29 protein-coding genes are annotated in these 22,127 nt (G+C 63.8%); 7 read left to right on the top strand and 22 right to left on the bottom strand.

The window, feature by feature from the left end; genetic code table 11:
- Positions 1-12: 12 nt before the first annotated feature.
- From ACH79_RS09855 to ACH79_RS09840, 4 genes are all read right to left on the bottom strand, one after another.
- Complete coding sequence (locus tag ACH79_RS09855) at positions 13-426, bottom strand: hypothetical protein (RefSeq protein WP_161850853.1); 414 nt, start codon at positions 424-426, stop codon at positions 13-15.
- Positions 427-534: 108 nt separating this feature from the next.
- Positions 535-1,323, bottom strand: a complete 789-nt coding sequence (locus tag ACH79_RS09850) for a hypothetical protein (protein ID WP_161850852.1) — start codon at positions 1,321-1,323, stop codon at positions 535-537.
- 60 nt (positions 1,324-1,383) lie between these two features.
- Entirely contained in the window at positions 1,384-1,989 is a 606-nt protein-coding gene (gene leuD, locus ACH79_RS09845) for a 3-isopropylmalate dehydratase small subunit (protein WP_065744777.1), read from the bottom strand.
- Positions 1,990-2,127: 138 nt separating this feature from the next.
- Entirely contained in the window at positions 2,128-2,526 is a 399-nt protein-coding gene (locus tag ACH79_RS09840) for a metallopeptidase family protein (RefSeq protein ID WP_161856292.1), read from the bottom strand.
- Positions 2,527-2,637: 111 nt separating this feature from the next.
- On the opposite strand from ACH79_RS09840, the gene ACH79_RS09835 reads away from it, so the two are divergent.
- The gene (locus tag ACH79_RS09835) at positions 2,638-2,964 is read left to right on the top strand and encodes a hypothetical protein (RefSeq protein ID WP_161850851.1); all 327 of its coding nucleotides are present in this window, start codon (positions 2,638-2,640) and stop codon (positions 2,962-2,964) included.
- A 131-nt stretch (positions 2,965-3,095) separates the two neighbouring features.
- Here ACH79_RS09835 and ACH79_RS45045 read toward each other — a convergent pair whose 3' ends face one another.
- Entirely contained in the window at positions 3,096-3,425 is a 330-nt protein-coding gene (locus ACH79_RS45045) for a hypothetical protein (protein WP_210255653.1), read from the bottom strand.
- Between the two features lie 149 nt (positions 3,426-3,574).
- Between ACH79_RS45045 and ACH79_RS09825 the strand changes: the two genes are divergently transcribed.
- On the top strand, positions 3,575-3,868 hold the full coding sequence (locus ACH79_RS09825; RefSeq protein ID WP_161850849.1) for a hypothetical protein: 294 nt from the start codon (positions 3,575-3,577) through the stop codon (positions 3,866-3,868).
- A gap of 308 nt (positions 3,869-4,176) precedes the next feature.
- Here ACH79_RS09825 and ACH79_RS45040 read toward each other — a convergent pair whose 3' ends face one another.
- The 8 genes from ACH79_RS45040 to ffh all read right to left on the bottom strand — a co-directional run bounded on the left by ACH79_RS45040 (position 4,177) and on the right by ffh (position 10,703).
- Entirely contained in the window at positions 4,177-4,530 is a 354-nt protein-coding gene (locus tag ACH79_RS45040) for a hypothetical protein (protein WP_161850848.1), read from the bottom strand.
- 220 nt (positions 4,531-4,750) lie between these two features.
- Positions 4,751-4,960 carry a hypothetical protein gene (locus ACH79_RS09815; RefSeq protein WP_161850847.1) on the bottom strand — a complete coding sequence of 70 codons (210 nt, stop codon included), beginning with the start codon at positions 4,958-4,960 and terminating at the stop codon, positions 4,751-4,753.
- 102 nt (positions 4,961-5,062) lie between these two features.
- Positions 5,063-6,469, bottom strand: coding sequence for a 3-isopropylmalate dehydratase large subunit (gene leuC / locus ACH79_RS09810; RefSeq protein WP_161850846.1), 1,407 nt, complete (start codon positions 6,467-6,469; stop codon positions 5,063-5,065).
- A 350-nt stretch (positions 6,470-6,819) separates the two neighbouring features.
- Complete coding sequence (rplS, locus tag ACH79_RS09805; protein ID WP_057837799.1) at positions 6,820-7,200, bottom strand: 50S ribosomal protein L19; 381 nt, start codon at positions 7,198-7,200, stop codon at positions 6,820-6,822.
- Positions 7,201-7,414: 214 nt separating this feature from the next.
- Entirely contained in the window at positions 7,415-8,134 is a 720-nt protein-coding gene (trmD, locus tag ACH79_RS09800; protein ID WP_161850845.1) for a tRNA (guanosine(37)-N1)-methyltransferase TrmD, read from the bottom strand.
- 10 nt (positions 8,135-8,144) lie between these two features.
- Positions 8,145-8,669, bottom strand: a complete 525-nt coding sequence (gene rimM / locus ACH79_RS09795; RefSeq protein ID WP_161850844.1) for a ribosome maturation factor RimM — start codon at positions 8,667-8,669, stop codon at positions 8,145-8,147.
- Between the two features lie 19 nt (positions 8,670-8,688).
- Positions 8,689-9,018: a 30S ribosomal protein S16 gene (rpsP, locus tag ACH79_RS09790; protein ID WP_161850843.1), complete on the bottom strand. Its 330-nt coding sequence runs from the start codon at positions 9,016-9,018 to the stop codon at positions 8,689-8,691.
- A 137-nt stretch (positions 9,019-9,155) separates the two neighbouring features.
- On the bottom strand, positions 9,156-10,703 hold the full coding sequence (gene ffh / locus ACH79_RS09785) for a signal recognition particle protein (RefSeq protein WP_161850842.1): 1,548 nt from the start codon (positions 10,701-10,703) through the stop codon (positions 9,156-9,158).
- Between the two features lie 371 nt (positions 10,704-11,074).
- Here ffh and ACH79_RS09780 point away from each other — a divergent pair, with 371 nt between their 5' ends.
- Entirely contained in the window at positions 11,075-12,139 is a 1,065-nt protein-coding gene (locus ACH79_RS09780; RefSeq protein ID WP_161856291.1) for an MBL fold metallo-hydrolase, read from the top strand.
- 126 nt (positions 12,140-12,265) lie between these two features.
- Here the strand turns inward: ACH79_RS09780 and ACH79_RS09775 are convergent, their stop codons facing one another.
- Both ACH79_RS09775 and ACH79_RS09770 read right to left on the bottom strand, forming a co-directional pair.
- Complete coding sequence (locus ACH79_RS09775) at positions 12,266-12,970, bottom strand: SIMPL domain-containing protein (protein WP_161850841.1); 705 nt, start codon at positions 12,968-12,970, stop codon at positions 12,266-12,268.
- A 5-nt stretch (positions 12,971-12,975) separates the two neighbouring features.
- The gene (locus tag ACH79_RS09770; RefSeq protein WP_161850840.1) at positions 12,976-13,686 is read right to left on the bottom strand and encodes a GyrI-like domain-containing protein; all 711 of its coding nucleotides are present in this window, start codon (positions 13,684-13,686) and stop codon (positions 12,976-12,978) included.
- 184 nt (positions 13,687-13,870) lie between these two features.
- Here ACH79_RS09770 and dapF point away from each other — a divergent pair, with 184 nt between their 5' ends.
- Entirely contained in the window at positions 13,871-14,755 is an 885-nt protein-coding gene (gene dapF, locus ACH79_RS09765) for a diaminopimelate epimerase (protein WP_161850839.1), read from the top strand.
- A gap of 5 nt (positions 14,756-14,760) precedes the next feature.
- The gene (gene mtaB, locus ACH79_RS09760; protein WP_161850838.1) at positions 14,761-16,026 is read left to right on the top strand and encodes a tRNA (N(6)-L-threonylcarbamoyladenosine(37)-C(2))-methylthiotransferase MtaB; all 1,266 of its coding nucleotides are present in this window, start codon (positions 14,761-14,763) and stop codon (positions 16,024-16,026) included.
- Positions 16,027-16,172: 146 nt separating this feature from the next.
- On the opposite strand, the gene ACH79_RS09755 is transcribed toward mtaB, so the two are convergent.
- Positions 16,173-16,808, bottom strand: a complete 636-nt coding sequence (locus ACH79_RS09755) for an RluA family pseudouridine synthase (protein WP_246738490.1) — start codon at positions 16,806-16,808, stop codon at positions 16,173-16,175.
- Positions 16,809-16,944: 136 nt separating this feature from the next.
- Here ACH79_RS09755 and ftsY point away from each other — a divergent pair, with 136 nt between their 5' ends.
- On the top strand, positions 16,945-17,892 hold the full coding sequence (gene ftsY, locus ACH79_RS09750) for a signal recognition particle-docking protein FtsY (protein ID WP_161850836.1): 948 nt from the start codon (positions 16,945-16,947) through the stop codon (positions 17,890-17,892).
- Position 17,893: 1 nt separating this feature from the next.
- Positions 17,894-18,496: a septation protein A gene (locus tag ACH79_RS09745; protein ID WP_161850835.1), complete on the top strand. Its 603-nt coding sequence runs from the start codon at positions 17,894-17,896 to the stop codon at positions 18,494-18,496.
- A gap of 184 nt (positions 18,497-18,680) precedes the next feature.
- Here the strand turns inward: ACH79_RS09745 and ACH79_RS09740 are convergent, their stop codons facing one another.
- The 6 genes from ACH79_RS09740 to ccmA form a co-directional block, all read right to left on the bottom strand.
- Positions 18,681-19,049 carry a helix-hairpin-helix domain-containing protein gene (locus ACH79_RS09740; protein ID WP_161850834.1) on the bottom strand — a complete coding sequence of 123 codons (369 nt, stop codon included), beginning with the start codon at positions 19,047-19,049 and terminating at the stop codon, positions 18,681-18,683.
- 174 nt (positions 19,050-19,223) lie between these two features.
- Complete coding sequence (locus ACH79_RS09735; RefSeq protein ID WP_161850833.1) at positions 19,224-19,817, bottom strand: DsbE family thiol:disulfide interchange protein; 594 nt, start codon at positions 19,815-19,817, stop codon at positions 19,224-19,226.
- Positions 19,814-19,993 carry a heme exporter protein CcmD gene (gene ccmD / locus ACH79_RS09730; RefSeq protein WP_161850832.1) on the bottom strand — a complete coding sequence of 60 codons (180 nt, stop codon included), beginning with the start codon at positions 19,991-19,993 and terminating at the stop codon, positions 19,814-19,816. Before ccmD ends, ACH79_RS09735 begins: the two co-directional genes overlap by 4 nt.
- A 4-nt stretch (positions 19,994-19,997) precedes the next feature.
- A complete protein-coding gene (locus ACH79_RS09725) occupies positions 19,998-20,729 on the bottom strand; it encodes a heme ABC transporter permease (protein ID WP_161850831.1) in 732 nt (243 codons plus the stop codon).
- Between the two features lie 92 nt (positions 20,730-20,821).
- On the bottom strand, positions 20,822-21,490 hold the full coding sequence (gene ccmB / locus ACH79_RS09720; protein ID WP_161850830.1) for a heme exporter protein CcmB: 669 nt from the start codon (positions 21,488-21,490) through the stop codon (positions 20,822-20,824).
- Positions 21,487-22,089 carry a heme ABC exporter ATP-binding protein CcmA gene (ccmA, locus tag ACH79_RS09715; RefSeq protein WP_161850829.1) on the bottom strand — a complete coding sequence of 201 codons (603 nt, stop codon included), beginning with the start codon at positions 22,087-22,089 and terminating at the stop codon, positions 21,487-21,489. Before ccmA ends, ccmB begins: the two co-directional genes overlap by 4 nt.
- Positions 22,090-22,127 lie beyond the last annotated feature (38 nt).

The raw sequence follows: 22,127 nt of genomic DNA, 5'->3' as shown, positions 1-22,127 counted from the left end.
AGAGCACGCGCGTTACGAAATGACCCGCGGGCCGAGGCCGTCGATCGTATCGGCATTACCGCAATACTGCTCATAATGCGCAGCCGCCATGCCGGCGGCGAGATCTTTGTCGCACTGGCGCTTGTGGATACACATGGAGCAGACGCGTTCCATGTCACGGAGCACGAGAGGCTCGGTGCGCGATAGACTCTCCTGGTCGATACCGAGCGCTGTCAGCATCTTCGGCAGCTCATCGGCGGCGTGCGGACCCTGGCGGACCAGCGCCTCAAGATCGGCGGAAGACATCCGCAGATCGCTCGCGATCTGGCCGAAATTCGCGGCGTCCATCTCGCGCATTTCCCTGAGCTCGCGCCGGTGTTTCAGCCAGTCGCCGAAAATATCAACCATGCGGCTGACGGTGGGATAAGGCTTTTCCTGAACGGTCATGGCACGGCTCCCTGGGGTCTGATGTCCCAAGGTGAGCGCAAAGCCTGCGCACGTCATTGCGCTGGATCAAATTCGAGAGCGAGAGGAAGTCGACGGAGGGCGTCTTTCCTATTTGTCGAACTTCTCCGCCGCCCAGGCGTAAAGACTACCTGGCATCGGCTTCTCCCCACCGCGCCCTTTGGGCGAAATGTGCAATCCGACGATCTCTGGATCGGCGAGCAGGCCTGCAAAATCTGTCGGCTCGAAGAACAGCTTCGGCTCGGCGTGCACCGCGTAAAACGACTGTTTCGGCAGTGCGTGCTGCAATTCGTTCGAGCGGCGGGCGAGCGCGGTGAGCGCGGCGGGGCCGTAGATGGCGACGCGAATGTCGGAAAGGCGGCTCGACCGGTGGCGCAACTGGCGCAGCATGAAGGTGAGGCGATGGCGCAGCGCCAGCCAGTCCGGCGTCAGATCCTCTTGCTCCATCAGGTCCTCGAAGGCCCGCACGATCGGATCATTCGCAGGCAGGTACAACACCGAGTTGCCGAGCTGGCGCCGGCGCTCCCACGCAAAATAAGGCTTGGCCGGATCGATCTCGATCGGTTTGAGCAAGAGCACGTCGGCGTCGAGCCACAGCCCGGCGCGCTCGGCCATCAGCCGCATGCGGAAGAAATCGCTGAACTGCAGGATGGTCCAGTCGCGCCAGCTGCCGTCCGGTTCGGGCGGGCGCAACCGTTCTGAAAAGGAGTGCGGCAGGATCGCTTCTGCTTCAGCATTGCTGACGCCGTCGGGCAGGCCGGGCAAGGGATCGAAACTGTAGACCGTGACCCTGTGGCCGGCGGCGACCTGCGACCGGAGGCAGGTCAGCCGCAACCCGTCGAGCCGGCCGTGCCAGAAGGTGACGACGTCAGGCCGCATTCGCGTCGCCTCCGCACATATGAAAAGAGCCCCGATTTGGTCGGGGCTCTCCTAGCACAATCAGGCCCAGGCGCGCTCTTTCTTCAGCTTCGCCTCGTAATCGTCGATCGACGACTTCTTTTCCATGGTCAGGCCGATGTCATCGAGGCCGTTCATCAGGCAGTGCTTGCGGAACGGGTCGATCTCGAACTTCACCTTGCCGCCGTCGGGGCCGCGGATCTCCTGGTTGGCGAGATCGATGGTCAACGTGGCGTTGGCGCCGCGCTCGGCGTCGTCGAACAGCTTGTCGAGGTCTTCCTGCGAGACGCGGATCGGCAGGATGCCGTTCTTGAAGCAGTTGTTGTAGAAGATGTCGCCGAACGAGGTCGAGATCACGCAGCGGATGCCGAAATCCAGCAGCGCCCACGGCGCGTGCTCGCGGCTCGAGCCGCAGCCGAAATTGTCGCCGGCGACCAGCACCTTGGCGTTGCGATAGGCCGGCTGGTTGAGCACGAAGTCCGGATTCTCGCTGCCGTCGTCCTTGTAGCGCTGTTCCGAGAAAAGGCCCTTGCCAAGGCCGGTGCGCTTGATGGTCTTCAGGTACTGCTTCGGAATGATCATGTCGGTGTCGACATTGATGATCTTCAGGGGGGCAGCTACGCCTTCCAATGTGGTGAACTTTTCCATCGATCGCACTTCCCGGTTGAAAAGGTGGGACGGGCCGCTGATTTATCGCGAATATGGCCCCGGCAAAAGGCTAATTTGCGCATAGGCCGCCTGTTCTGGCGCGTTTCGGACAAACAGGCGGCCTGTCCGGGGGAAGCCCTAGCCCGCGTTGGCCTCGATCGCCTCCATATCGGCGTCCGAAAGTCCGAAATGGTGCCCGATCTCGTGGATCAGGACGTGGCGGATGATGTGGCCCAGCGTTTCCTCGTGCTCGGCCCAGTAGTCCAGGATAGGCCGGCGATAAAGCCAGATCATGTTGGGCAGGCGGGCGACGTCCTGATTGCTCTGCTGCGGCAGGCCGATCCCCTGGAACAGGCCGAGCAGGTCGAATTCGCTTTGCGCCTGCAACTCGTCCAGGACCTCGTCGGTCGGAAAGTCGTCGACGCGGATGATCACGCCCTGGCAGAGGGTTCGAAACGTCTTGGGCAGGCGCTCGAACACCTCATGGGCCATGGCTTCCATTTCGGCGAGTGAGGGGGCTTTTGCTTCGGTCCACATCAGGACGTATTTAGCGTGTGTTATGCCCGTGCGCATTATGGTTTTGCGGAGTTGACCTCGGCGCTCCAATCGGAGACCGTGCGGGCGCTATCAGGCTTGGGTGGGCTTAAGATGAAACGGATTGTGACGGTTGCAATTTGGGCTGCATTGGCCGGGCTCCTGCTGCCGGCTGCGGTAGCCCAAGCCCAGACGGCAGCGCCGGAACTGCGGATCGCGCCGGCGCCTGAGGCGGTCGTCACTGATGTGTCCGCGCAGCGCCGGCGTCCGCTCCGGCGCGTGCCGATCTATCGGCAGGAGGAATGGGCGCCCGACGTCTGGCCGCGCTACAACCCAGGCCCCAATGCCGTGCGCGACTGCACCGCGCATTACGTGCAGGAGTACCGGCCGAGCGGCACGGTGATTACTCCGCGCATGAACTGCTACTGGCGGCGCGGCTGAACGTTTCCATCGGTCGTTGACGCATTGTCCGTTGCGATCGCCGTGAATTCGTGACGGCGATCGGCGCGTGATCTGCGCGCGCAGATCACAACGAAAGCGGCGGCATCCGTTCATCTTCGTGGCGCATCCATTCAGCGGCTATTCAAGTCGCGGGCGCCAGATTGCGTGCAGCGTTGCGGCGAGCAATTCGACGCAGACGTGGTACCCGATCCGAGGAGAGGATTATGCAGTTCACGAAAATTCTGGGGCTTGCGGCCGTTGGCGCATTGCTTGCGTTCGCTGCGCCAGTCGAACGCGCCAATGCGCTGTCGCTCAGCAATCCCGGTGGCGCCGCCGCGGTTCAGGAGGACGCCAGGCTGGCGACGACGGAAGTTCATTGGCGGCACCATCGCCACCACCATCATTATCGGTGGCACCGCTGGCATCATCGCCACCACCACCATCATCACCATCATCGCCACTGGCATCGCTGGTAAGTGCGACAGCCAGACGCAGCGACCGAGCAGGCCCGTTCATAGGCGGGCCTGTTTCGATTCCAGCCGTCGCCTTGAAACCGGCGAGATTTCTGCCCGATATCTCTGACATCGGGATTGGCAGGGAGAAGTCCGTCATGAAGAGCTTGATCGGGGCAGCCTTTGTCGCTGCGCTCGTGGTTGCCGCACCGGCAGCGATCAATCCGGCCGCCGCGGCGCCACAGACGAAGCTGCAGAGTGCCGGCACTTCCGGTGCCACGGATTTCAGCGCACACCGCTATGTCAGGCGCTCCCATCGGCACTATGGCTATCATCGTTCGCACTACTACCGGCCTTATTATTACGCACGGCCGGTCCACTATCGGCCATATCCCTATGACACACCGGCGCCGTTCACCTTCGGCATCGGGTTTGGACCGCTCTGGTGGTGAGACATCGTAGCGGAAGTTCTGCGATGCGTTGATCATAATGCACAGCGCATTCATGGCGCGTTCACGTGGTTGTCTCTAACGTCACGTTGGGAGCGACCGCAAAGGGACAAAGGGATGCGACGGGGCCAACCGCAGTGCGGCGCAAGGCGCCGTCGCCGGTTAGGGAGGATTCACCCATGTCGATATCGGATCCCGGACGCGGCCTTGTCCGCTGTCTGGGCGTTACGGCTGCGGCGGTATTCGCGCTCGCAGCGGCATCACAACAGCGCGCCGAGGCGCTTTCGCTTGCGAGCCCGGGCACGGCGCAGTCAGCGAAATATGCAACCGATGGACTGGCTACCCAGGTTCAACACCGCGGTGGGATGGGCGGCGGCGGTTTCCGTGGCGGTGGCGGCGGTGGTTTCCGCGGCGGTGGCGGCGGCGGTTTCCATGGCGGTGGCTTCCGCGGCGGCGGAGCGGCGTTTCATGGCGGCGGCTTCCGCGGTGGCGGCGCGGCCTTTCACGGCGGTGGGTTCCGAGGTGGTGGGGTGGCGATCCACCGTGGAGGTTTTCGTGCGGCGCCCGTCTTCCATGGCGGCGGACATCGCTTCGTACATCGTCACGCGTTCCACCGGCCTCACGTCTTCCATCGGCCACACTTCGGCCACCGGCGCTTCTTCCATCGTCGGTTCTATTACACGCCGGCCTACTACTCGTACTACCCGGCCTACTATTATCCCCGCCGCTGCCGCGTGATCTGGACCTATTACGGACCGCGCAGGATCTGCAGACCTTGGTATCGGCCTTACTGGCACGCCCGCTACTACGGTTATTGGTGAGACCAGAAGCGAAACAGGCGCCCCAATCGGGCGCCTGTTTTCTCGGGGCAGGGAATGTTGCGGACTACCAGTCCTTGCCTTCCCAAGGCTTGATCTTCCACGGAGTGAGCTTCTCCATCCGCCATTGCTGCCAGTGCTCCGGCGGCCAGTGACTGAGGCGGGAGGCTTCCTTGGTGGCGACGGGTTGCAGGTCGACGATGCGCGATGTCATCCGGCGTCGCGCCTGCCGCGTCGCCTCGCTGATCATATCGACAAAGTCAGGCTTGTCCGTCACGGCCAAAGTCCCTCGCGAAAGCTCCTTCGCAAGGGACCAGTGTGCGCTCTGCCTGTTAACGCAGCGTTGCGGGAACGCCTCGCAATCTAGACAAAGAAAGCGTTAACGCCAGTCCCGGACGTCGACGAAATGCCCAGCGATCGCCGCCGCCGCGGCCATCGCCGGCGACACCAGATGGGTTCGGCCCTTAAAGCCCTGGCGACCCTCGAAATTGCGGTTCGAGGTCGAAGCGCAGCGCTCTTCCGGCGCCAGCTTGTCGGGGTTCATCGCAAGGCACATCGAGCAGCCGGGCTCGCGCCATTCGAAGCCGGCCTTGATGAAGATCTTGTCGAGGCCTTCGGCTTCCGCCTGCTCCTTCACGATGCCGGACCCCGGCACGATCATCGCGTTGACGTGGGCATTGACGGTCTTGCCCTCGGCGATCTTCGCCGCGGCGCGCAGGTCCTCGATACGGCCGTTGGTGCAGGAGCCGATGAAGACGCGATCGAGCTTGATGTCGGTGATCTTCGTCCCCGCCGTCAGGCCCATATATTTCAGCGCGCGATGTTTTGAGAGCCGCTTGGCCTCGTCCTCGATCTTGTCAGGATCGGGCACGAAGCCCGAGATCGACACCACATCCTCGGGCGAGGTGCCCCAGGTCACGATCGGCGGCAGCTTTGCAGCGTCGAGCCGGATCTCGTGGTCGAAATGCGCGCCCTCGTCCGAGCGCAGCTTTTCCCAGTAGCGCATCGCGGCGTCCCAGTCGGCGCCCTTCGGCGACTTCGGGCGTCCCTTGAGAAATTCGAACGCCTTTTCATCCGGCGCGACCAGGCCGGCGCGGGCGCCGCCTTCGATCGACATGTTGCAGACCGTCATGCGGCCTTCCATCGTCAGCGCGCGAATGGCGTCGCCGGCATATTCCAGCACGTAGCCGGTGCCGCCGGCGGTGCCGATCTCGCCGATGATGGCGAGGATGATGTCCTTGCCGGTGACGCCGTCGGGCAATTTGCCGTCGACCACCGCGCGCATGTTCTTCGCCTTCTTCTGGATCAGCGTCTGCGTCGCCAGCACGTGCTCGACTTCAGACGTGCCGATGCCGTGCGCCAGCGCGCCGAACGCGCCATGGGTGGAGGTGTGGCTGTCACCGCAGACGATGGTGGTGCCGGGCAGCGTAAAGCCCTGCTCGGGGCCGATCACGTGCACGATGCCCTGGCGCTTGTCGAACTCGTCGTAGTATTCGACGCCGAACTCCTTGGCATTCTCGGCCAGCGCCTTGATCTGCTCGATGCTTTCAGGATCGGGATTGGGCTTGGTGCGGTCAGTGGTCGGAACGTTGTGATCGACGACGGCCAGCGTCTTCTCCGGCGCGCGCACCTTGCGGCCGGAGGCGCGCAAGCCTTCGAACGCCTGCGGCGAGGTCACCTCGTGCACCAGATGGCGGTCGATATAGAGCAGGCAGGTGCCGTCTTCGGCTTCGTGCACCAGATGGTCGTTCCAGATCTTGTCATACAGCGTGGTCGGTTTGGACATGAGCGTAAGCTCCAAAGGAAATTCTGTGTGAGCGGTTAAGCGCGGAACGCGCGCCAGCAATGGACGTCAGCGCAGCATCAAGCTGCGCGCGTAAGCTCTGACGTCGCCGAAGTCGCGAACCGTCCGAAGAACCGGCCGGGCAGGCGCGAGCGATCGTCGATGACGATCCTCCTGATGGAGCCGAAGGCGGCGCTGGTGCGATCTAGAACCATTCTGAATTTCTAACACAGGCTCCTCGGCCGCCACAATCAATCGATGCGGCAGGGGGGCATTGCCTAGATAGGCATAGCGCAACAAAAAAGCGCGGGGTTTTTGCCCCGCGCTTTTGTCACATCCCGTTTCGGGAAAAATTACTCGCCGACGGCAGCGGCGCGGTCCTGCTTCTCGACGATGCGGGCCGACTTGCCGCGCAGGTTGCGCAGGTAATACAGCTTGGCGCGACGCACCTTGCCGCGGCGCACCACCTTGATCGAGTCGATCATCGGCGACATCACCGGGAACACGCGCTCGACGCCTTCGCCGTAGGAAATCTTGCGGACGGTGAAGCTCTCGTTGAGCCCGCCGCCGGAACGGCCGATGCAGACGCCTTCATAGGCCTGCACGCGGGTGCGCTCGCCTTCGACCACCTTGACGTTGACGATCACGGTGTCGCCGGGGCCGAATTCCGGAATCGACTTGGTTGCCGACAGTTTTTCGAATTGCTCTTTTTCGAGCTGTTGAATGAGGTTCATTGAAATCTCCATCGGCGGCGCGCCCGGCAGCGGGCTGCGCGACGTCCATCTATCCTGTAGCGCGTATTCCGCAAAAGTGGACACCGGTTTTGCGAAAAGAATACGCGCACTTCTAACGAGTTAGCGCATTTCCGGACGGCAAACCGGATTCCACTTTGCCTGAAAATGCGCGTGCGCGGATTTGGCGCTCGTATAAGGCATCGGGCCGCGCTTGTCACCCTTCTGTCTTGTTTTTTGTGGCTTTTTGGCCGGGCCTGGCAGCCCATAAATCCGGCCGCCGCGCCCGGGTCAGGGCTTCGGCCTCGGCCTTTCGCCAGGCCGCCACCTTGGCATGGTCGCCCGAGATCAGGATTTCGGGGATGCCGCGGCCCTCGAACTCCTGCGGGCGGGTAAACTGGGGGTATTCCAGTAGTCCCTCGGAAAAGCTTTCGTCCTCACCCGAGGCCTGTTTGCCCATCACCCCCGGCAAAAGCCTTACACAGGCGTCGATCAGAGCCATTGCGGCGATTTCGCCACCCGACAGTACGTAGTCGCCGATCGAGACCTCTTCGAGGTTCCGCGCCTCGATCACCCGCTGGTCGACCCCCTCGAACCGGCCGCAGACGATCAGGGGGCCCGGCCCGCGGGCGAGTTCCTTGACCCGCGACTGGGTCAATGGCCGACCCCGCGGGCTCATCAGGAGGTGCGGCCGATCCTGACCGGCATCGGCGGTATCGATCGCAGCCGCCAGCACGTCGGCGCGGAGCACCATGCCGGGCCCGCCGCCGGCCGGGGTGTCATCGACGCTGCGGTGGCGGTCGGTGGCTGAATCGCGGATATCACGCGCCTCCAGCGACCACAGCCCGGACGCCAGCGCCTTGCCCGCCAGGCTGACGCCGAGCGGTCCGGGAAACATGTCCGGGAATAAGGTGAGAACCGTGGCGCGCCAGGTCATATCAAACCCATCACGTGAGCGTCGGGGCTTCGTCGCCTTCGATTTCCTGCGGCAGCTCGATCACCACACGGCCGCCGGCGAGATCGACCGTCGGCACGACCGCATTGGTGAAAGGCAATAGCATGGTGGCGCCCCGCGGCGGCGCAATCTCGATGATGTCGCCGGCGCCGAAATTGTGGATCGCAACGACACGGCCGAGCGAATCGTTGGCAGCGTTGACCGCCGCAAGTCCGATCAGATCGGCGTGGTAATATTCGTCCTCGTCGGTCTCGGGCAATTTGTCGCGCGCGACATAGAGCTCGATGCCGTTGAGCCGTTCGGCGTCCTCGCGGGTGGCGATGCCCTTGAACGTCGCCACCAGGTGGTCCCTGGCCTCGCGGACATGCGTCACCTCGAACTGGCGCGCGCCGTCGCTCGTCATCAGCGGGCCGTATTGCTTTACGGCCAGCGGATCTTCGGTGAACGTCCACAGTTTTACCGCGCCGCGCACGCCATGCGCGGCGCCGATCCGGGCGACGCAAATCGGTGTTTTCACCGTCGTGCGCCGCTACGTTTTACGCCTTCGCGGCGGCTTCGGCGGCCTTGCGCTCCTTGCGCGGCACGGCCTTTTCCGGGTTATTGCGCGCGGTGCGCTTGACGACGCCGGCGGCATCCAGGAAGCGGGTCACGCGGTCCGACGGCTGCGCGCCCTTGGCGAGCCAGGACTTCACCTTGTCCATGTCGAGCTTCAGGCGCGACTCATTGTCCTTCGGCAGCAGCGGATTGAAATGGCCGAGACGCTCGATGAAGCGGCCATCGCGGGGAAAGCGCGAGTCGGCGACAACGACGTGATAGACCGGACGCTTCTTGGTGCCCGCGCGAGCGAGGCGGATAACGACTGACATTTAGTTCTCCTGAGTGTGATTCAATTCAAGTGTTGGTCGGTTACGCCGTCATTGCGAGGAGCGAAGCGACGAAGCAATCCATCTTGGTTCTTGGCGAAGAGTGGATTGCTTCGCTGCGCTCGCAATGACGAAAGAGGTCATTTCTTCTTCCCCGGAAAGCCGCCGAGGCCCGGCAGCGTGGGCTTGCCGCTGAGGCCGGTAAGCCCCGGCACATTCGGCAATCCCTGACGCAGGCCGACCGGAAGATCCTTTGGCAAATTCGGGAGGCCGCCGCCCGCGCCGCCCTGCATCTTGTCGGCCAGCGCCTTCATCTCTTCCGGCGAAGGCGGCTTCATGCCGCCGCCAAAACCCATCGCCTGGGCGATGCCGGCGAGCGGGCCGCGCTTGCCCGAACCCATCGCCTTCATCATGTCGGCCATGTTCCGGTGCATCTTCAGGAGCTTGTTGACCTGCTCGACATTCTGGCCGGCGCCGGCGGCGATACGCTTCTTGCGGCTGGCTTTCAGAATGTCGGGGTTCTTGCGCTCGGCGCGCGTCATCGAATCGATGATCGCGACCTGGCGCTTGAGGATCTTGTCGTCGATGCCTGCGGCCGCGATCTGGTTCTTCATCTTGGCGATGCCGGGCATCATGCCCATCAGCCCGCTGATGCCGCCCATGTTCGCCATCTGCAACAATTGCTCGCGCATGTCGTTGAGGTCGAACTGACCCTTGCGCATGCGCTCGGCCGTGCGTGCGGCTTTCTCGGCGTCGATATTGGCGGCGGCGCGCTCGACCAGCGAGACCACGTCGCCCATGCCGAGGATGCGGCCGGCGATACGGCTGGGGTGAAAATCCTCCAGCGCATCGGTCTTTTCACCGGTGCCGATCAGCTTGATCGGCTTGCCGGTCACCGCGCGCATCGACAGCGCCGCACCGCCGCGGCCGTCGCCGTCGACGCGCGTCAGCACGATGCCGGTGAGGCCGACGCGCTGATCGAACGATCGCGCGAGGTTGACCGCGTCCTGGCCGGTCAGCGAATCCGCAACCAGCAGCACTTCGTGCGGACTGGCGGTGGCTTTGATCTCGGCCGCCTCGCTCATCATCTCTTCGTCGAGCGTGGTGCGGCCGGCGGTGTCGAGCAGCACGACGTCGTAGCCGCCGAGTTTGCCGGCTTCGAGCGCCCGTTTTGCAATTTGCGCCGGCTTCTGGCCGGCGACGATCGGCAGCGTCGGGATGTCGAGGTCGCGCCCCAGCACGGCCAATTGCTCCATTGCCGCGGGTCGATAGATGTCGAGCGAGGCCATCAGCACCTTGCGCTTGTCGCGCTGGGTCATGCGGCGGGCAAGCTTGGCTGTCGTCGTGGTCTTGCCGGAACCCTGCAGGCCGACCATCATGATCGCGACCGGCGGCACCGCATTGAGGTCGATGGTCTGGCCATCAGCGCCAAGCGTGGCGACAAGTTCGTCATGGACGATCTTGACCACCATCTGGCCGGGCGTGACCGATTTGACCACGGTGGCGCCGACCGCCTGTTCACGAACGCGGTCGATAAAACTCCTGACGACGTCGAGCGAGACGTCGGCCTCCAGCAGCGCGCGGCGCACCTCGCGCATCGCGGCATCGACGTCCTTTTCGGTCAGCGCACCGCGCCCCGTCAGACGATCGAGTATCCCGCCAAGCCTTTCCGACAGATTGTCGAACAATGCCGTTGTCCTTTGTGCCCTTGCAGGCGCTGCCTGAACTCGTCATCGTCGCCAGGACGATATTCCAAACACTTTCGCGCCCGAGGGCGCATCGCGCTGTCGGGCGTTGGCCTCCGGTCTCATGGGCCGGGCGGCGGGTCGAAAAGATAAGTCTTTCCGAGAAAGTGCGCGGGTTAAACGCCCGGAAGCAGCGAAAGTCAAGGAGAAACTAGGGCGTAATGCCCTGGTGGCCTAGCCGTAAACCTCTGAATTATATATATTTTCGTTCAGGGCGACTGGTGAAGCGCGCGTCGTTTTTATCGCAGGTTCCAAGTTGAGCCATGACACGCCATATAACGCCCCATGTCTCCTGTTCTCTCCCGCCTGTCGTGATGCCCATTACCCGCCGCCGCGTCTTTGCATTGCTCGCCGGGGCCGCCACGGCCGTCGGCCTGCCGTCTGTCTGGATCAGCAATATGAAAACCTATGAAGGTCCCGCCTCCGATCATTTCGACGGCATGCGCTTCTTCGATCCCGACGGCGTGCCGCCGAAATCATTGGCGGAGGTGCTGCGCTGGCAGTTTGCCCGCGACCGCAAGCGCGCAAGTTGGCCGGACTGGGTGCCGAACGCGCACAGCGATACGCCGCCGCCGCGCGTTTCCGGCGATAAGGTGCGGCTGTCCTTTGTCGGCCATGTCTCTTGGCTGATCCAGACGCGGGACCTCAACGTTCTCGTCGATCCCGTGTGGTCGTTGCGGGCCTCGCCCCTCACGTTCGCCGGGCCGAAGCGGCACAACGATCCCGGCATCGCCTTCGACGCGCTGCCCAAGATCGACGTCGTGCTGGTCAGCCACGGCCATTACGACCATCTCGACATCGCGACACTGTCGAAGCTTACGGAAAAATTCTCGCCGCGCGTGATCACGCCGCTCGGCAACGACGTCACCATGCGCGATGCGGACAGTGCAATCAAAGTCGAGGGATTCGACTGGCAGGACCGTGTCGAGCTTGGCAACGGCATCGCGGTGACGCTGGTGCCGACGCGGCACTGGTCGGCGCGCGGCTTGTTCGACCGCAACAAGGCGCTATGGGCGAGTTTTGTTTTGGAGACGCCGGCGGGCAAGCTCTACATCGTCTGCGATTCCGGCTATGGCGAGGGCAAGCACTTTCGTCGCGTCGCCGAGAAGCACGGGCCGCTGCGGCTGGCGATCTTGCCGATCGGCGCCTATGAGCCGCGCTGGTTCATGAAGGACCAGCACATGAATCCGTCAGATGCCGTGAAAGCATTGGCCGATTGCGGCGCCGAGACCGCGCTCGCGCATCACCACGGCACGTTCCAACTCACCGATGAGGCTATCGACGCACCAGTGAATGCATTGGCCGACGCGCTCAAGGAAGCGAAGATTCCGCCGGAGCGGTTCGCGGCGCTGAAGCCGGGGCAGGTGGTGGAGATTTAGGACGTCATTGCGAGGAGCCAACGGGTCGCGCGAATGCGCGCCCGATGACAGGCTCCGCGACGAAGCAAGCCACCTATCCGCTTGCGGCACTATGGATTGCTTCGCTTACGCTCGCAATGACGGAGGCTACTCCTTCGCCTTGATCGCCCAAGACACGTTCACCGTCACCGACAGCGTCTCTTCGCCTTGCGCCACTGGGGCGCCCGCGGCCATCGGGGCTGCCACCTTGCCGCGGAATAGCGGGCCGGGCGGTCCGCCTTCCTCGACACTGATCGGTTCACCAAGCGCGACGCCGACAGCCTTGGCGTAAATCTCCGCCTTGCGGCGCGCATCCGCAATCGCCTTCTCGCGAGCCTCGTCCAGATGTTTCGAGGCCTGCGTTACCGTGAAGCTGATGCCGCCGATATCGTTGGCGCCGGCGCTGACCAGCACGTCGATCACGTTCGCAACCTTGGTGACATCGCGGATCTTGACCGTGACGCGGTTGCTGGCGCGGAAGCTCACGATGCCTGCCGTGCGCTCCGCGGTTCTGGGCGACGTGGCAAATTGCGGCTGCAGCGACAGCCGCGAGGTCTGGTAGTCCTTTTCCTCGATGCCGGCGCCCTTCAGCGCCAGCAGCACCTTGCCCATCGCAGCGTTATTGGCATCCGACGCCTCCCGCGCGGTCTTGGCGTCGGACGTCACGCCGCCGTCGATCTGCGCCTGATCGGGCGCCACTGACACATTCGCTTCGCCGGTCACGGAAATCGCGGGCGGCGGCGCCGTCTGCGCCAATGCGGGTGCGGCAAGCCACGCGGCGGTTACGGCGGCAAGGGCGAGCGCATGCTTCATGCCCATCACCTCAGCGGCACATAGACGTTGATCACCAGCTTGTCCTCCGCCGTCTTCAGCGGATTGGTGATGTATTCCTCGATGAAGGTGTCCTTGGCTTCCAGCTTCTTGTCGTCGAGATGGTTGGTGATCGCCTCGTAGGTGTTGTCCATGTTGTCGTAGGAACCGCGATGGACGAATTTCAGCGCCTTGCCCTCGGGCGACTTGCCCATGCTCATGTCCTTGGTCAGGTTCTTGACGTCCTGATCGACGGGAATCTGCGCCAGGAACGTAAAGCCGGTATCGTCGGTCGAGGTGTAGACGATCATCGAATTGCCCGTGGCCTTGATGCCCTGCTTGTCGAGCAGGGCGGTCAGCGCCTTGAACGAATCGATCAGGGTGTCGAACGCCGAATCCCAATTGGCGGTGCCCTTCATCACCACGACCTTCTTGGGCTCGAGGGTAAATTCCTCGCCAAAGGGGTCGGCGGTCTGGACGTTGGCGGCGGGAGGAGGCGGCGTGGGCGTGGGGGCCTTCTCTGCGGTCGGGGTATCCGCCGGGGACTTGGTTTCGGCCGGCGGCGGGACCGGCACGGCTGACGGTGCGGGGCTGGGCACAGCCGACGGGCTTGCGGTCGGCGAGGCAGATGGCGCAGGCGATTGCGCCAGCGCGGCCCCGCCCAGCGCAACCATGGCGAGCGCGACCGCGGCCGCACGGAAAGTGCTTGTAAGCTTCATTTCAGGTATTCTCCATCCACCCCACCTGGCGGCGGCATGTCCCCGGTCCGCGTCCGCCAGAATGGTGCCATTTCCTAACACGCAAGGTCCGCATTCGTCCCATGACAGATGCGTCATATGCCCCCGCGCACTAGGCAATGCGGCAATATTCGCCATATAAGGGCGGCATAAATTGGGAAATTCCATGAGCGCGCTGGCCAACCACGCATTTGCCAAGATGAACGGTATCGGCAACGAAATCGTCGTCGTGGACCTGCGCGATTCCAAGGCTGGTTCGAAGGCCGCCGTGACGCCGGAAGACGCCCGCGCCGTGGCCTCGCCCGCGGGCGTGCCCTATGACCAGTTGATGGTATTGCAGCCCCCGCGGCTGCAGGGCACCGAGGCCTTCATCCGCATCTACAACAATGACGGCTCGGAAGCCGGTGCCTGCGGCAATGGCATGCGCTGCGTGGTGCGCCGCCTGTTCGAGAAGACCGGCCAGACCGCGGTGACTTTCGAGACCCGCGCCGGGCTATTGAACTGCTGGCAGGGCCCGGCGCCCGATCTCTACACCGTGGACATGGGCGCACCAAAATTCGGGTGGCAGGATATTCCGCTGGCCGAAGAGTTTCGCGACACCCGTTACATCGAATTGCAGGTCGGCCCGATCGATACGCCGGTGCTGCATTCGCCGTCGGTGGTCTCGATGGGCAATCCGCACGCGATCTTCTGGGTCGACGACGTCAACGCCTACGATCTCGAACGCTTCGGGCCGTTGCTGGAAAATCATCCGATCTTTCCAGAGCGCGCCAATATCACGCTCGCCCATATCGCCGATCGTGACCACATCACGATCCGCACCTGGGAGCGGGGCGCCGGATTGACCAGGGCCTGCGGCTCGGCGGCTTGCGCCACCGCGGTTGCCGCCGCCCGGCTGAAGCGCGCCAATCGCGCGGTCGAGATCGCGTTACCCGGCGGCAAGTTGTCGATCGAATGGCGCGAGCGCGACGATCATGTGCTGATGACGGGGACGGCCGATTTCGAATATGAAGGCCGCTTCGATCCGGCGCTGTTCGCCAGCGTCGCCTGAGAACAATGAGCGTCGACGTCCTCACGTTTGGCTGCCGTCTCAACGCGTTCGAATCCGAAGTGATCGCGCGCGAGGCGGAGCGCGCGGGCCTTTCCGATACCGTCGTTATCAATAGCTGCGCGGTCACCAACGAGGCGGTGGCGCAGGCGCGGCAGTCGATCCGCCGGCTGAAGCGCGAGCGGCCGGATGTGCGCATTGTCGTCACCGGTTGCGCGGCGCAGACGCAAGCCGAAATGTTTGCCGAAATGGCCGAGGTCGATCGCGTCGTCGGCAATGACGAGAAGATGCGCGGTGAAGCCTGGCGCGATGCGCGCACGGCGCTCGATAGAGGGTTTGGTATCGAGGCAAGCGAGAAGATCGCGGTCGCCGATATCATGGCGGCGAAGGAGATGGCGCCGCACCTGCTTGACGGTTTCAAGGCCGGCCTGCCGCGCGTGTTCGTGCAGGTGCAGAACGGCTGCGATCACCGCTGCACGTTCTGCATTATTCCCTATGGCCGCGGTAATTCACGCTCCGTTCCGATGGGCGCGGTGGTGGACCAGGTGCGTGCATTGGTCGAGCGCGGCCACGCCGAAATCGTGCTGACTGGCGTCGATCTGACGAGCTACGGCGCTGATCTCCCGGGCGCGCCGAAGCTCGGGCAACTGACAAAACAAATCCTGCGGCATGTGCCGGAACTGAAGCGTCTGCGGATTTCGTCGATCGACTCCATCGAGGCGGACCGTGACCTGCTCGATGTCATTGCCGGCGACGAACGGCTGATGCCGCATCTGCACCTGTCGCTGCAATCCGGCGACGATCTGATCCTGAAGCGGATGAAGCGGCGGCATTCGCGGCAAGACGCGATCGAATTCTGCGCGCAGGTGCGGCGGTTGCGTCCGGACATCACCTTTGGTGCCGACATAATCGCGGGCTTTCCGACCGAGACGGAGGACATGTTCGCTCGTTCGCAGGACCTCGTGGATGAGTGCGATCTGACTTTCCTGCACGTGTTTCCCTACTCGAAGCGACCTGGCACGCCGGCCGCGCGAATGCCGCAAGTGGCGGGCGGCGAGATCAAGACGCGTGCGAAGCGATTGCGGGCAACCGGCGAGGCGGCGCTGCAAAGGCGGCTGACATCGGAGATTGGTTCAACGCGTCAGGTGCTGATCGAGAGCGCGACGCAGGGGCGGACTGAACATTTTCTGCCGGTCGCAATATCGGACGAAACGTCTGGCGCGGTGATGCCGCTTGCGATCAAGGGCCATGACGGCGCGCGGCTGACGGTGTGAGCCATAAATTCCACCGTCGTCGCCCGGCTTGACCGGGCGATCCAGTACGCCGCGGCTTCTCGGCTAATTACAGACGTCTCTGGAATACTGGATCATCCGCTTTCGCGGATGATGACAGCGGTAGTTGTGGTGCGTCTACGAATCCATCACCCCCCATTCCAGCCGCACTTCCTGAGCCGCTCCCGCATATGCTCCGGCGCCGGCGCTGTCACGCGTACTGGCTCCTTGTTCTTCGAAATCGGAATCACGATTTCGCGGGAGTGCAGGTGCAGGATCGGCTCGCCGAAGCGCGGGCCGTTGCCGTAGATGTTGTCGCCGACGATCGGCCAGCCCATCGCTGACGTGTGCACGCGCAGTTGATGGGTGCGGCCGGTGACCGGCTCCAGCGCCAGCCAGGCGAAGCCGTCGCCGCGGCCGCAGACCTTCCAGGTGGTGATGGCTTTCTGGCCTTCCGGGTCCGGCTTCTGCCACCAGCCGCGCTCGGCGTTGAGTCGGCCCAGCGGCATATCGATGGTGCCTTCATCTTCGGCAGGTCCGTCCTCCACGACGGCCCAATAGGTCTTTCCGACCTTGCCATGCTTGAACAATAGGCCGAGCGAGGCGGTGGCCTTGCGATGGCGTCCCAGCACCAGACAGCCTGATGTATCCTTGTCGAGCCGGTGGGCCAGCACCGGCGGCCGCGGCAGGCCGAATCGCAGGCCATCGAAGGACGCCTCCAGATTGGCCCCGCCCTTGGGGCCGCGATGCACCGGCAGGCCGGCAGGCTTGTCAATGACCAGCATCAGCCCGTCGCGATGGAGCACGCGGGCCTGAATTTCATCTGCCGTTAGCCCTGGAACATCAAAGGATGTCCCGGGAACTTCGATGGATCTGTTGTGACTTCCGCTCATGGCGCGAAACCGCTAACACGTCCCCGACATGAGCGATACCACTCCCGGAACTCCAAAACAGAGCTGGTGGCGGCGGCTTTCGAGCGGCCTGAAGCGCACTTCCAGCGCGCTCGGTACGGCCGTTGCCGATCTCGTCATCAAGCGCAAGCTCGACCGCGCCATGCTCGACGATATCGAGGATGTGCTGCTGCGGGCCGATCTCGGCACGGCCGTCGCAGTCCGCATTGCCGACGCTGTCGGCGCCGGGCGCTATGACAAGGCGATTTCGGCCGATGAAGTGAAGACGGTCGTCGCGAGCGAAGTCGAGAAGGTGCTGACGCCGGTGGCCAAGCCGCTGGAGATTGACGCGGCGCAGAAGCCGTTCGTCATTCTTGTCGTCGGCGTCAATGGCTCCGGCAAGACCACCACCATCGGCAAGCTTGCCGCGAAATTGAGCGCGGAGGGCCGCAAGGTGATGATGGCGGCCGGCGACACCTTTCGCGCCGCGGCGATCGAGCAATTGAAGATCTGGGGCGAACGCACCAAATCGCCTGTCATTGCGGGTGCGCAGGGTTCGGATTCGGCTAGCCTTGCCTTCAAAGCGCTGAGCGCGGCCAAGGAACAAAAAATCGACGTGCTGCTGGTCGATACGGCGGGTCGTTTGCAGAACAAGGCCGAGCTGATGAACGAGCTGGAAAAGGTCGTTCGCGTCATCAAGAAGGTCGACGCGTCAGCGCCGCATGCCGTGCTGCTCGTGCTCGATGCCACGGTGGGACAAAATGCGCTGTCGCAGGTCGAGGCGTTTCATCGTACCGCTGGCGTCACCGGTCTCGTGATGACGAAGCTCGACGGCACCGCGCGCGGCGGCATCCTGGTGGCGCTGGCGGAGAAATTCAAGCTTCCGGTGCACTTCATCGGCGTCGGTGAAGGCATCGACGATCTCGCGCCCTTCACCGCGCGGGATTTCGCCAACGCGATTGCAGGGATTGAAAGTTAGTATGGACAAGACCCAGCCGCATCCGATGTTCAAGCTCGCGACCGAACTCGGTCCGCTGATCGTGTTCTTTGTCGCCAACGCCAAGTTCAACCTGTTCGTCGCAACGGGCGCCTTCATGGTGGCGATCGTGGCGGCGATGATCGCCTCCTATGTGGTGGTGCGGCATGTGCCCGTCATGGCGATCGTCACCGCCGTCATCGTGCTGGTGTTCGGCACGCTGACGCTGGTGCTGCACGACGAGACCTTCATCAAGGTCAAGCCGACCATGGTCTACGGCCTGTTCGCGGCGATCCTTGGCGGCGGTCTTTTATTCGGCCGCTCGTTCATCGCGATCCTGTTCGATCAGGTGTTCAACCTGACGCCGAAGGGCTGGCGCATCCTGACCATGCGCTGGGCGTTGTTCTTTTTCGCCATGGCGCTGCTGAACGAATTCATCTGGCGCACGCAGTCGACCGACTTCTGGGTGAATTTCAAGGTGTTCGGCGCGATCCCGATCACGATGGTCTTTGCGATTTTCCAGATGCCCGTCATCAAGCGCTATCACCTGGAGCCGGCTTCGCTGGAGGCGAGCGAGGCGGAAGCGGGGGATGTGAGCAAGGGCTAGCAAATCGCGCCCCACACGTCATTGCGAGAAGCGAAGCGACGAAGCAATCCATACCGCGTCAACGGGACAATGGATTGCTTCGCGGAGCCTGTCATCGGGCGCGCATTCGCGCGACCCGTTGGCTCGCAATGACGAAAGGACAGATCGCGACCTCCCCGCTTGCGGCGAGGTGGGAGAGAAGTTCTCAGCTCTTCTGCTTGGCGATGATCTTGTCCTTGATCTTGTCGTAGGTCGCCTGCGGGAGAATGCTCTTGTTCACGAGATCATCCTTGCCCTTGTACGGACGCCCGGCGATGATTTTTGCCGAATAGGCCTTGCCGACGCCCGGCAGCGCGTCGAGCTGGTCGGCGGTCGCGGAGTTGATGTCCAGCAGCTCGGCCTTGGCTTCCTTTGGCGCGGGCGCCATCTTCGACTCGGACGCTTTCGGCGCGGGAGCCATCTTGCTTTCGGACTTGGCCGCGGGCTGCGTGCTCTGGGCCATCGACGGCGTTGCCGTCATAAGGCCGAGCGTGAGCGCGGTGGCGAGAAGAGAAGCGAGCGTGAAATGACGCATTGGGTGTCCCTCCAAGGACGGTTCAAGTAACACCCTAAAGCTAGCTGCGAATTCATGGCGGCGCCATGGCTGGCAAATGAACGGCAGATAAAACCGGAAGAATATTTGGAGTCGATTCCTGTTTCGAGATTCCGGGTTCGCATCTGCGATGCGCCCCCGGAATGGCGCAAGAGGTTAGCTCCCCGCCTTCAACGCCTTCTCGATCTCAACCTTCAACACACTGTCCAGATTGGCTCGCGTCACCGGCCCGACCAACTTGTAGCGGATGGTGCCGTCGCGGCCGACCACGAAGGTTTCCGGTACGCCGTAAACGCCCCATTCGATCGATGCCCGGCCGTTGCCGTCGGCGCCGACGGCGGCGAACGGATTGCCGTAACGGCCGAGGAAGCGGCGGGCGTTGTCGGGCGAATCCTTGTAGTTGATGCCGACGATCTGTATCCGCGTGTCCTTGGCCAGCGCGGTCAGCAGCGGCGCCTCGTCGTGGCAGGGCACGCACCATGAGGCCCAGACATTGACGACGGAGACCTTGCCCTTGAACACGGCAGGGTCGAGCCCCGGCACGGGAACGCCGTTATGAACCAGGCCCTCCAGCGCCGGCAGCGTGGTTTGCGGCGCCGGACGGCCGATCAGGGCAGATGGGATTTTTGAGGGATCGCCGCCGTAGAGCCGCAGCAGGAACAGTGCGGCGATGGCCATAAAGGCGATCAGCGGCAGCGCCACCACCCAGCGCCAGCGGCGTGGTTGATCCGATGCTGCGGGCGCGCTCATCGAATGTCCGTCGCCTGGCGGCCGGAGCGCCGGGTCACCCCAGAGGCATCGAGTTGGCGCAGGCGCTCCTTCTGATGACGATAATCGATGGCGATCCAGACGATGAGAAGCAGCACGACTGCCGCCACCAGCGTGTAGGACGTCACGATAAAGGATGCGTAGGGACCGAGCGACATCGCGTCACGCCGCCTGCTGGCTGGCTTGCATCATCTGCAAGCTGCGCACCCGCCGGCGCAGGATCTCGTTGCGCATCGCCGCCAGATGCAGCGTGACGAACAACAGCGAGAAGGCGACCGCCATCACCAGCAGCGGAATCAGGAACGCCTTGTCGAGCGACGTGCCGCCCATTCGCAGCACGGCCGCCGGTTGATGCAGCGTGTTCCACCAGTCGACCGAGAACTTGATGATCGGCAGGTTGATGGCGCCGACCAGCGTCAGGACAGCGGCGGCGCGTGCCGCCCGCGACGGATCGTCGACCGCGCGCCATAGCGCCATCAGCCCGAGATACATCAGGAACAGGATCAGGACCGAGGTCAGCCGCGCGTCCCATTCCCAATAGGTGCCCCACATCGGCCGGCCCCACAGCGAGCCGGTGACGAGCGCGAGAAAGGTGAATGCCGCGCCGATCGGGGCGGCGGCTTTGGCCGCGACGTCGGCGAGCGGATGCCGCCACACCAGCGTGCCCAGCGCGCTCAGGCTCATCACGCCCCAGACGAACATCGCCAGCCAGGCGTTGGGAACATGGACGAACATGATCTTCACGGTGGCGCCCTGCTGGTAGTCATCGGGAGCCATCGCCGCCTGATAGAGACCGACCAGCAACAGGATCGCGGTGGCTCCCGCCAGCCATGGCAGCACGCGCGCTGTCAGCGACAGGAATTTGGTGGGATTGGCGAGGTCGATCAGCGTCATGGCATCCTGATAGTCGTCAGCGGCGGGGCAGGCAATGCGGCTTTGTTTGTTTCAATTTGCCTCAGCGAGAGTTGATCGGCGTCAAGTCGCGGTCAGTCGAGCCCATGCCGGAGGCTGGCCGCGGCGGCGAACGGACCAACCACGAGGCTCACCAGCGACAGCGCGCACAGGATCGAAAACGGTGTTCCAAACGGCAGCGGGCCCGTAATCGCCGCCTGCGACGCCGCCACACCGAAGATCAGTACCGGGATCGACAGCGGCAGCACCAGCACCGCGAGCAACAGGCCGCCGCGGTGCAATGTCACGGCAAGCGCGGCGCCGATCATGCCCGTGAACGTCAGCGCCGGCGTTCCTACCAAAAGCGTCAGCGCCACGGCTGACGTCGCCGAGACGTCGAGATTGAGCAATAGCCCGAGTACGGGGGTTGCTACGATCAGCGGCACACCGGCGGCGAGCCAGTGGGCCAGCGCCTTCGCGGCGCAGGCCAGTTCCAATGGGGTGCGACCCATCACGATCAGGTCGAGCGAGCCGTCCTCATGGTCGGCCGTGAACAGGCGGTCGAGCGTGAGTAGGCTGGCAAGTAGCGCCCCGAGCCAGAGGATCGCGGGTCCGAGCCGCGTCAGCAGCGGCAGGTCGGGCCCGATCGCAAACGGCATCAGCACCGTGACGGTCAGGAAGAACAAGACACCGATCAGCGCGCCGCCGCCGACGCGGAGCGCGATTCGGATGTCCCGGCGAATCAATGCGGCGAGGGCGGTCATGTCGCACCCCCCATCCGCAGCTCCCGCGCCTCAATCCCGAGCGGCGTGTGCGTAGCCGCTACGATGATGCCGCCGCCGGCGAGATGGTCCCGCATCACGCCCACGAACAGAGCTTGCCCGGCGGTATCGAGCGCCGAGGTCGGCTCGTCCAGAAGCCAGACCGGCCGCCGCACCACCAAGAGGCGGGCGATCGACAGCCGCCGCCGCTGGCCGGCCGAGAGGAAGGCCGCCGGCAGATGCGTGGCGTGGCCGAGGCCCACGGCGGTGAGGCATTGGCCGACTTCGCCGACCTTGCCGCCCAGGAAATCGCGCCAGAATGAGAGGTTTTCGTGCACACTCAGCGCGGGCTTCAGCGCATCGCGATGGCCGAGATAGTGGGCCTGTTCCGGCAGCGTCAGCTCGGTCTCGCCGCCTTCCAGCGCGAGCGATCCGCCCGCTGGCACCAGAAGACCCGCGATCAGGCGCAACAGCGAGGTCTTGCCGGAGCCGTTCGGCCCGACCACGGCCAGCACCTCGCCGGACGAGGCCTCGAAATCGAGGCCGGAGAACACCCCGCGGCCGCCTCTGATACAGTCGATTTGGCGCCCCGAGAGCCGCATTTCGCTTCGTCACAGCCCTCTGAAATTGATGGGTACCG

The sequence above is a fragment of the Bradyrhizobium sp. CCBAU 051011 genome (genome assembly GCF_009930815.1).
Taxonomy (GTDB): domain Bacteria; phylum Pseudomonadota; class Alphaproteobacteria; order Rhizobiales; family Xanthobacteraceae; genus Bradyrhizobium.
Note: the sequence above shows the minus strand (reverse complement) of the source record. Positions and strands in the feature narration are given on the sequence as shown.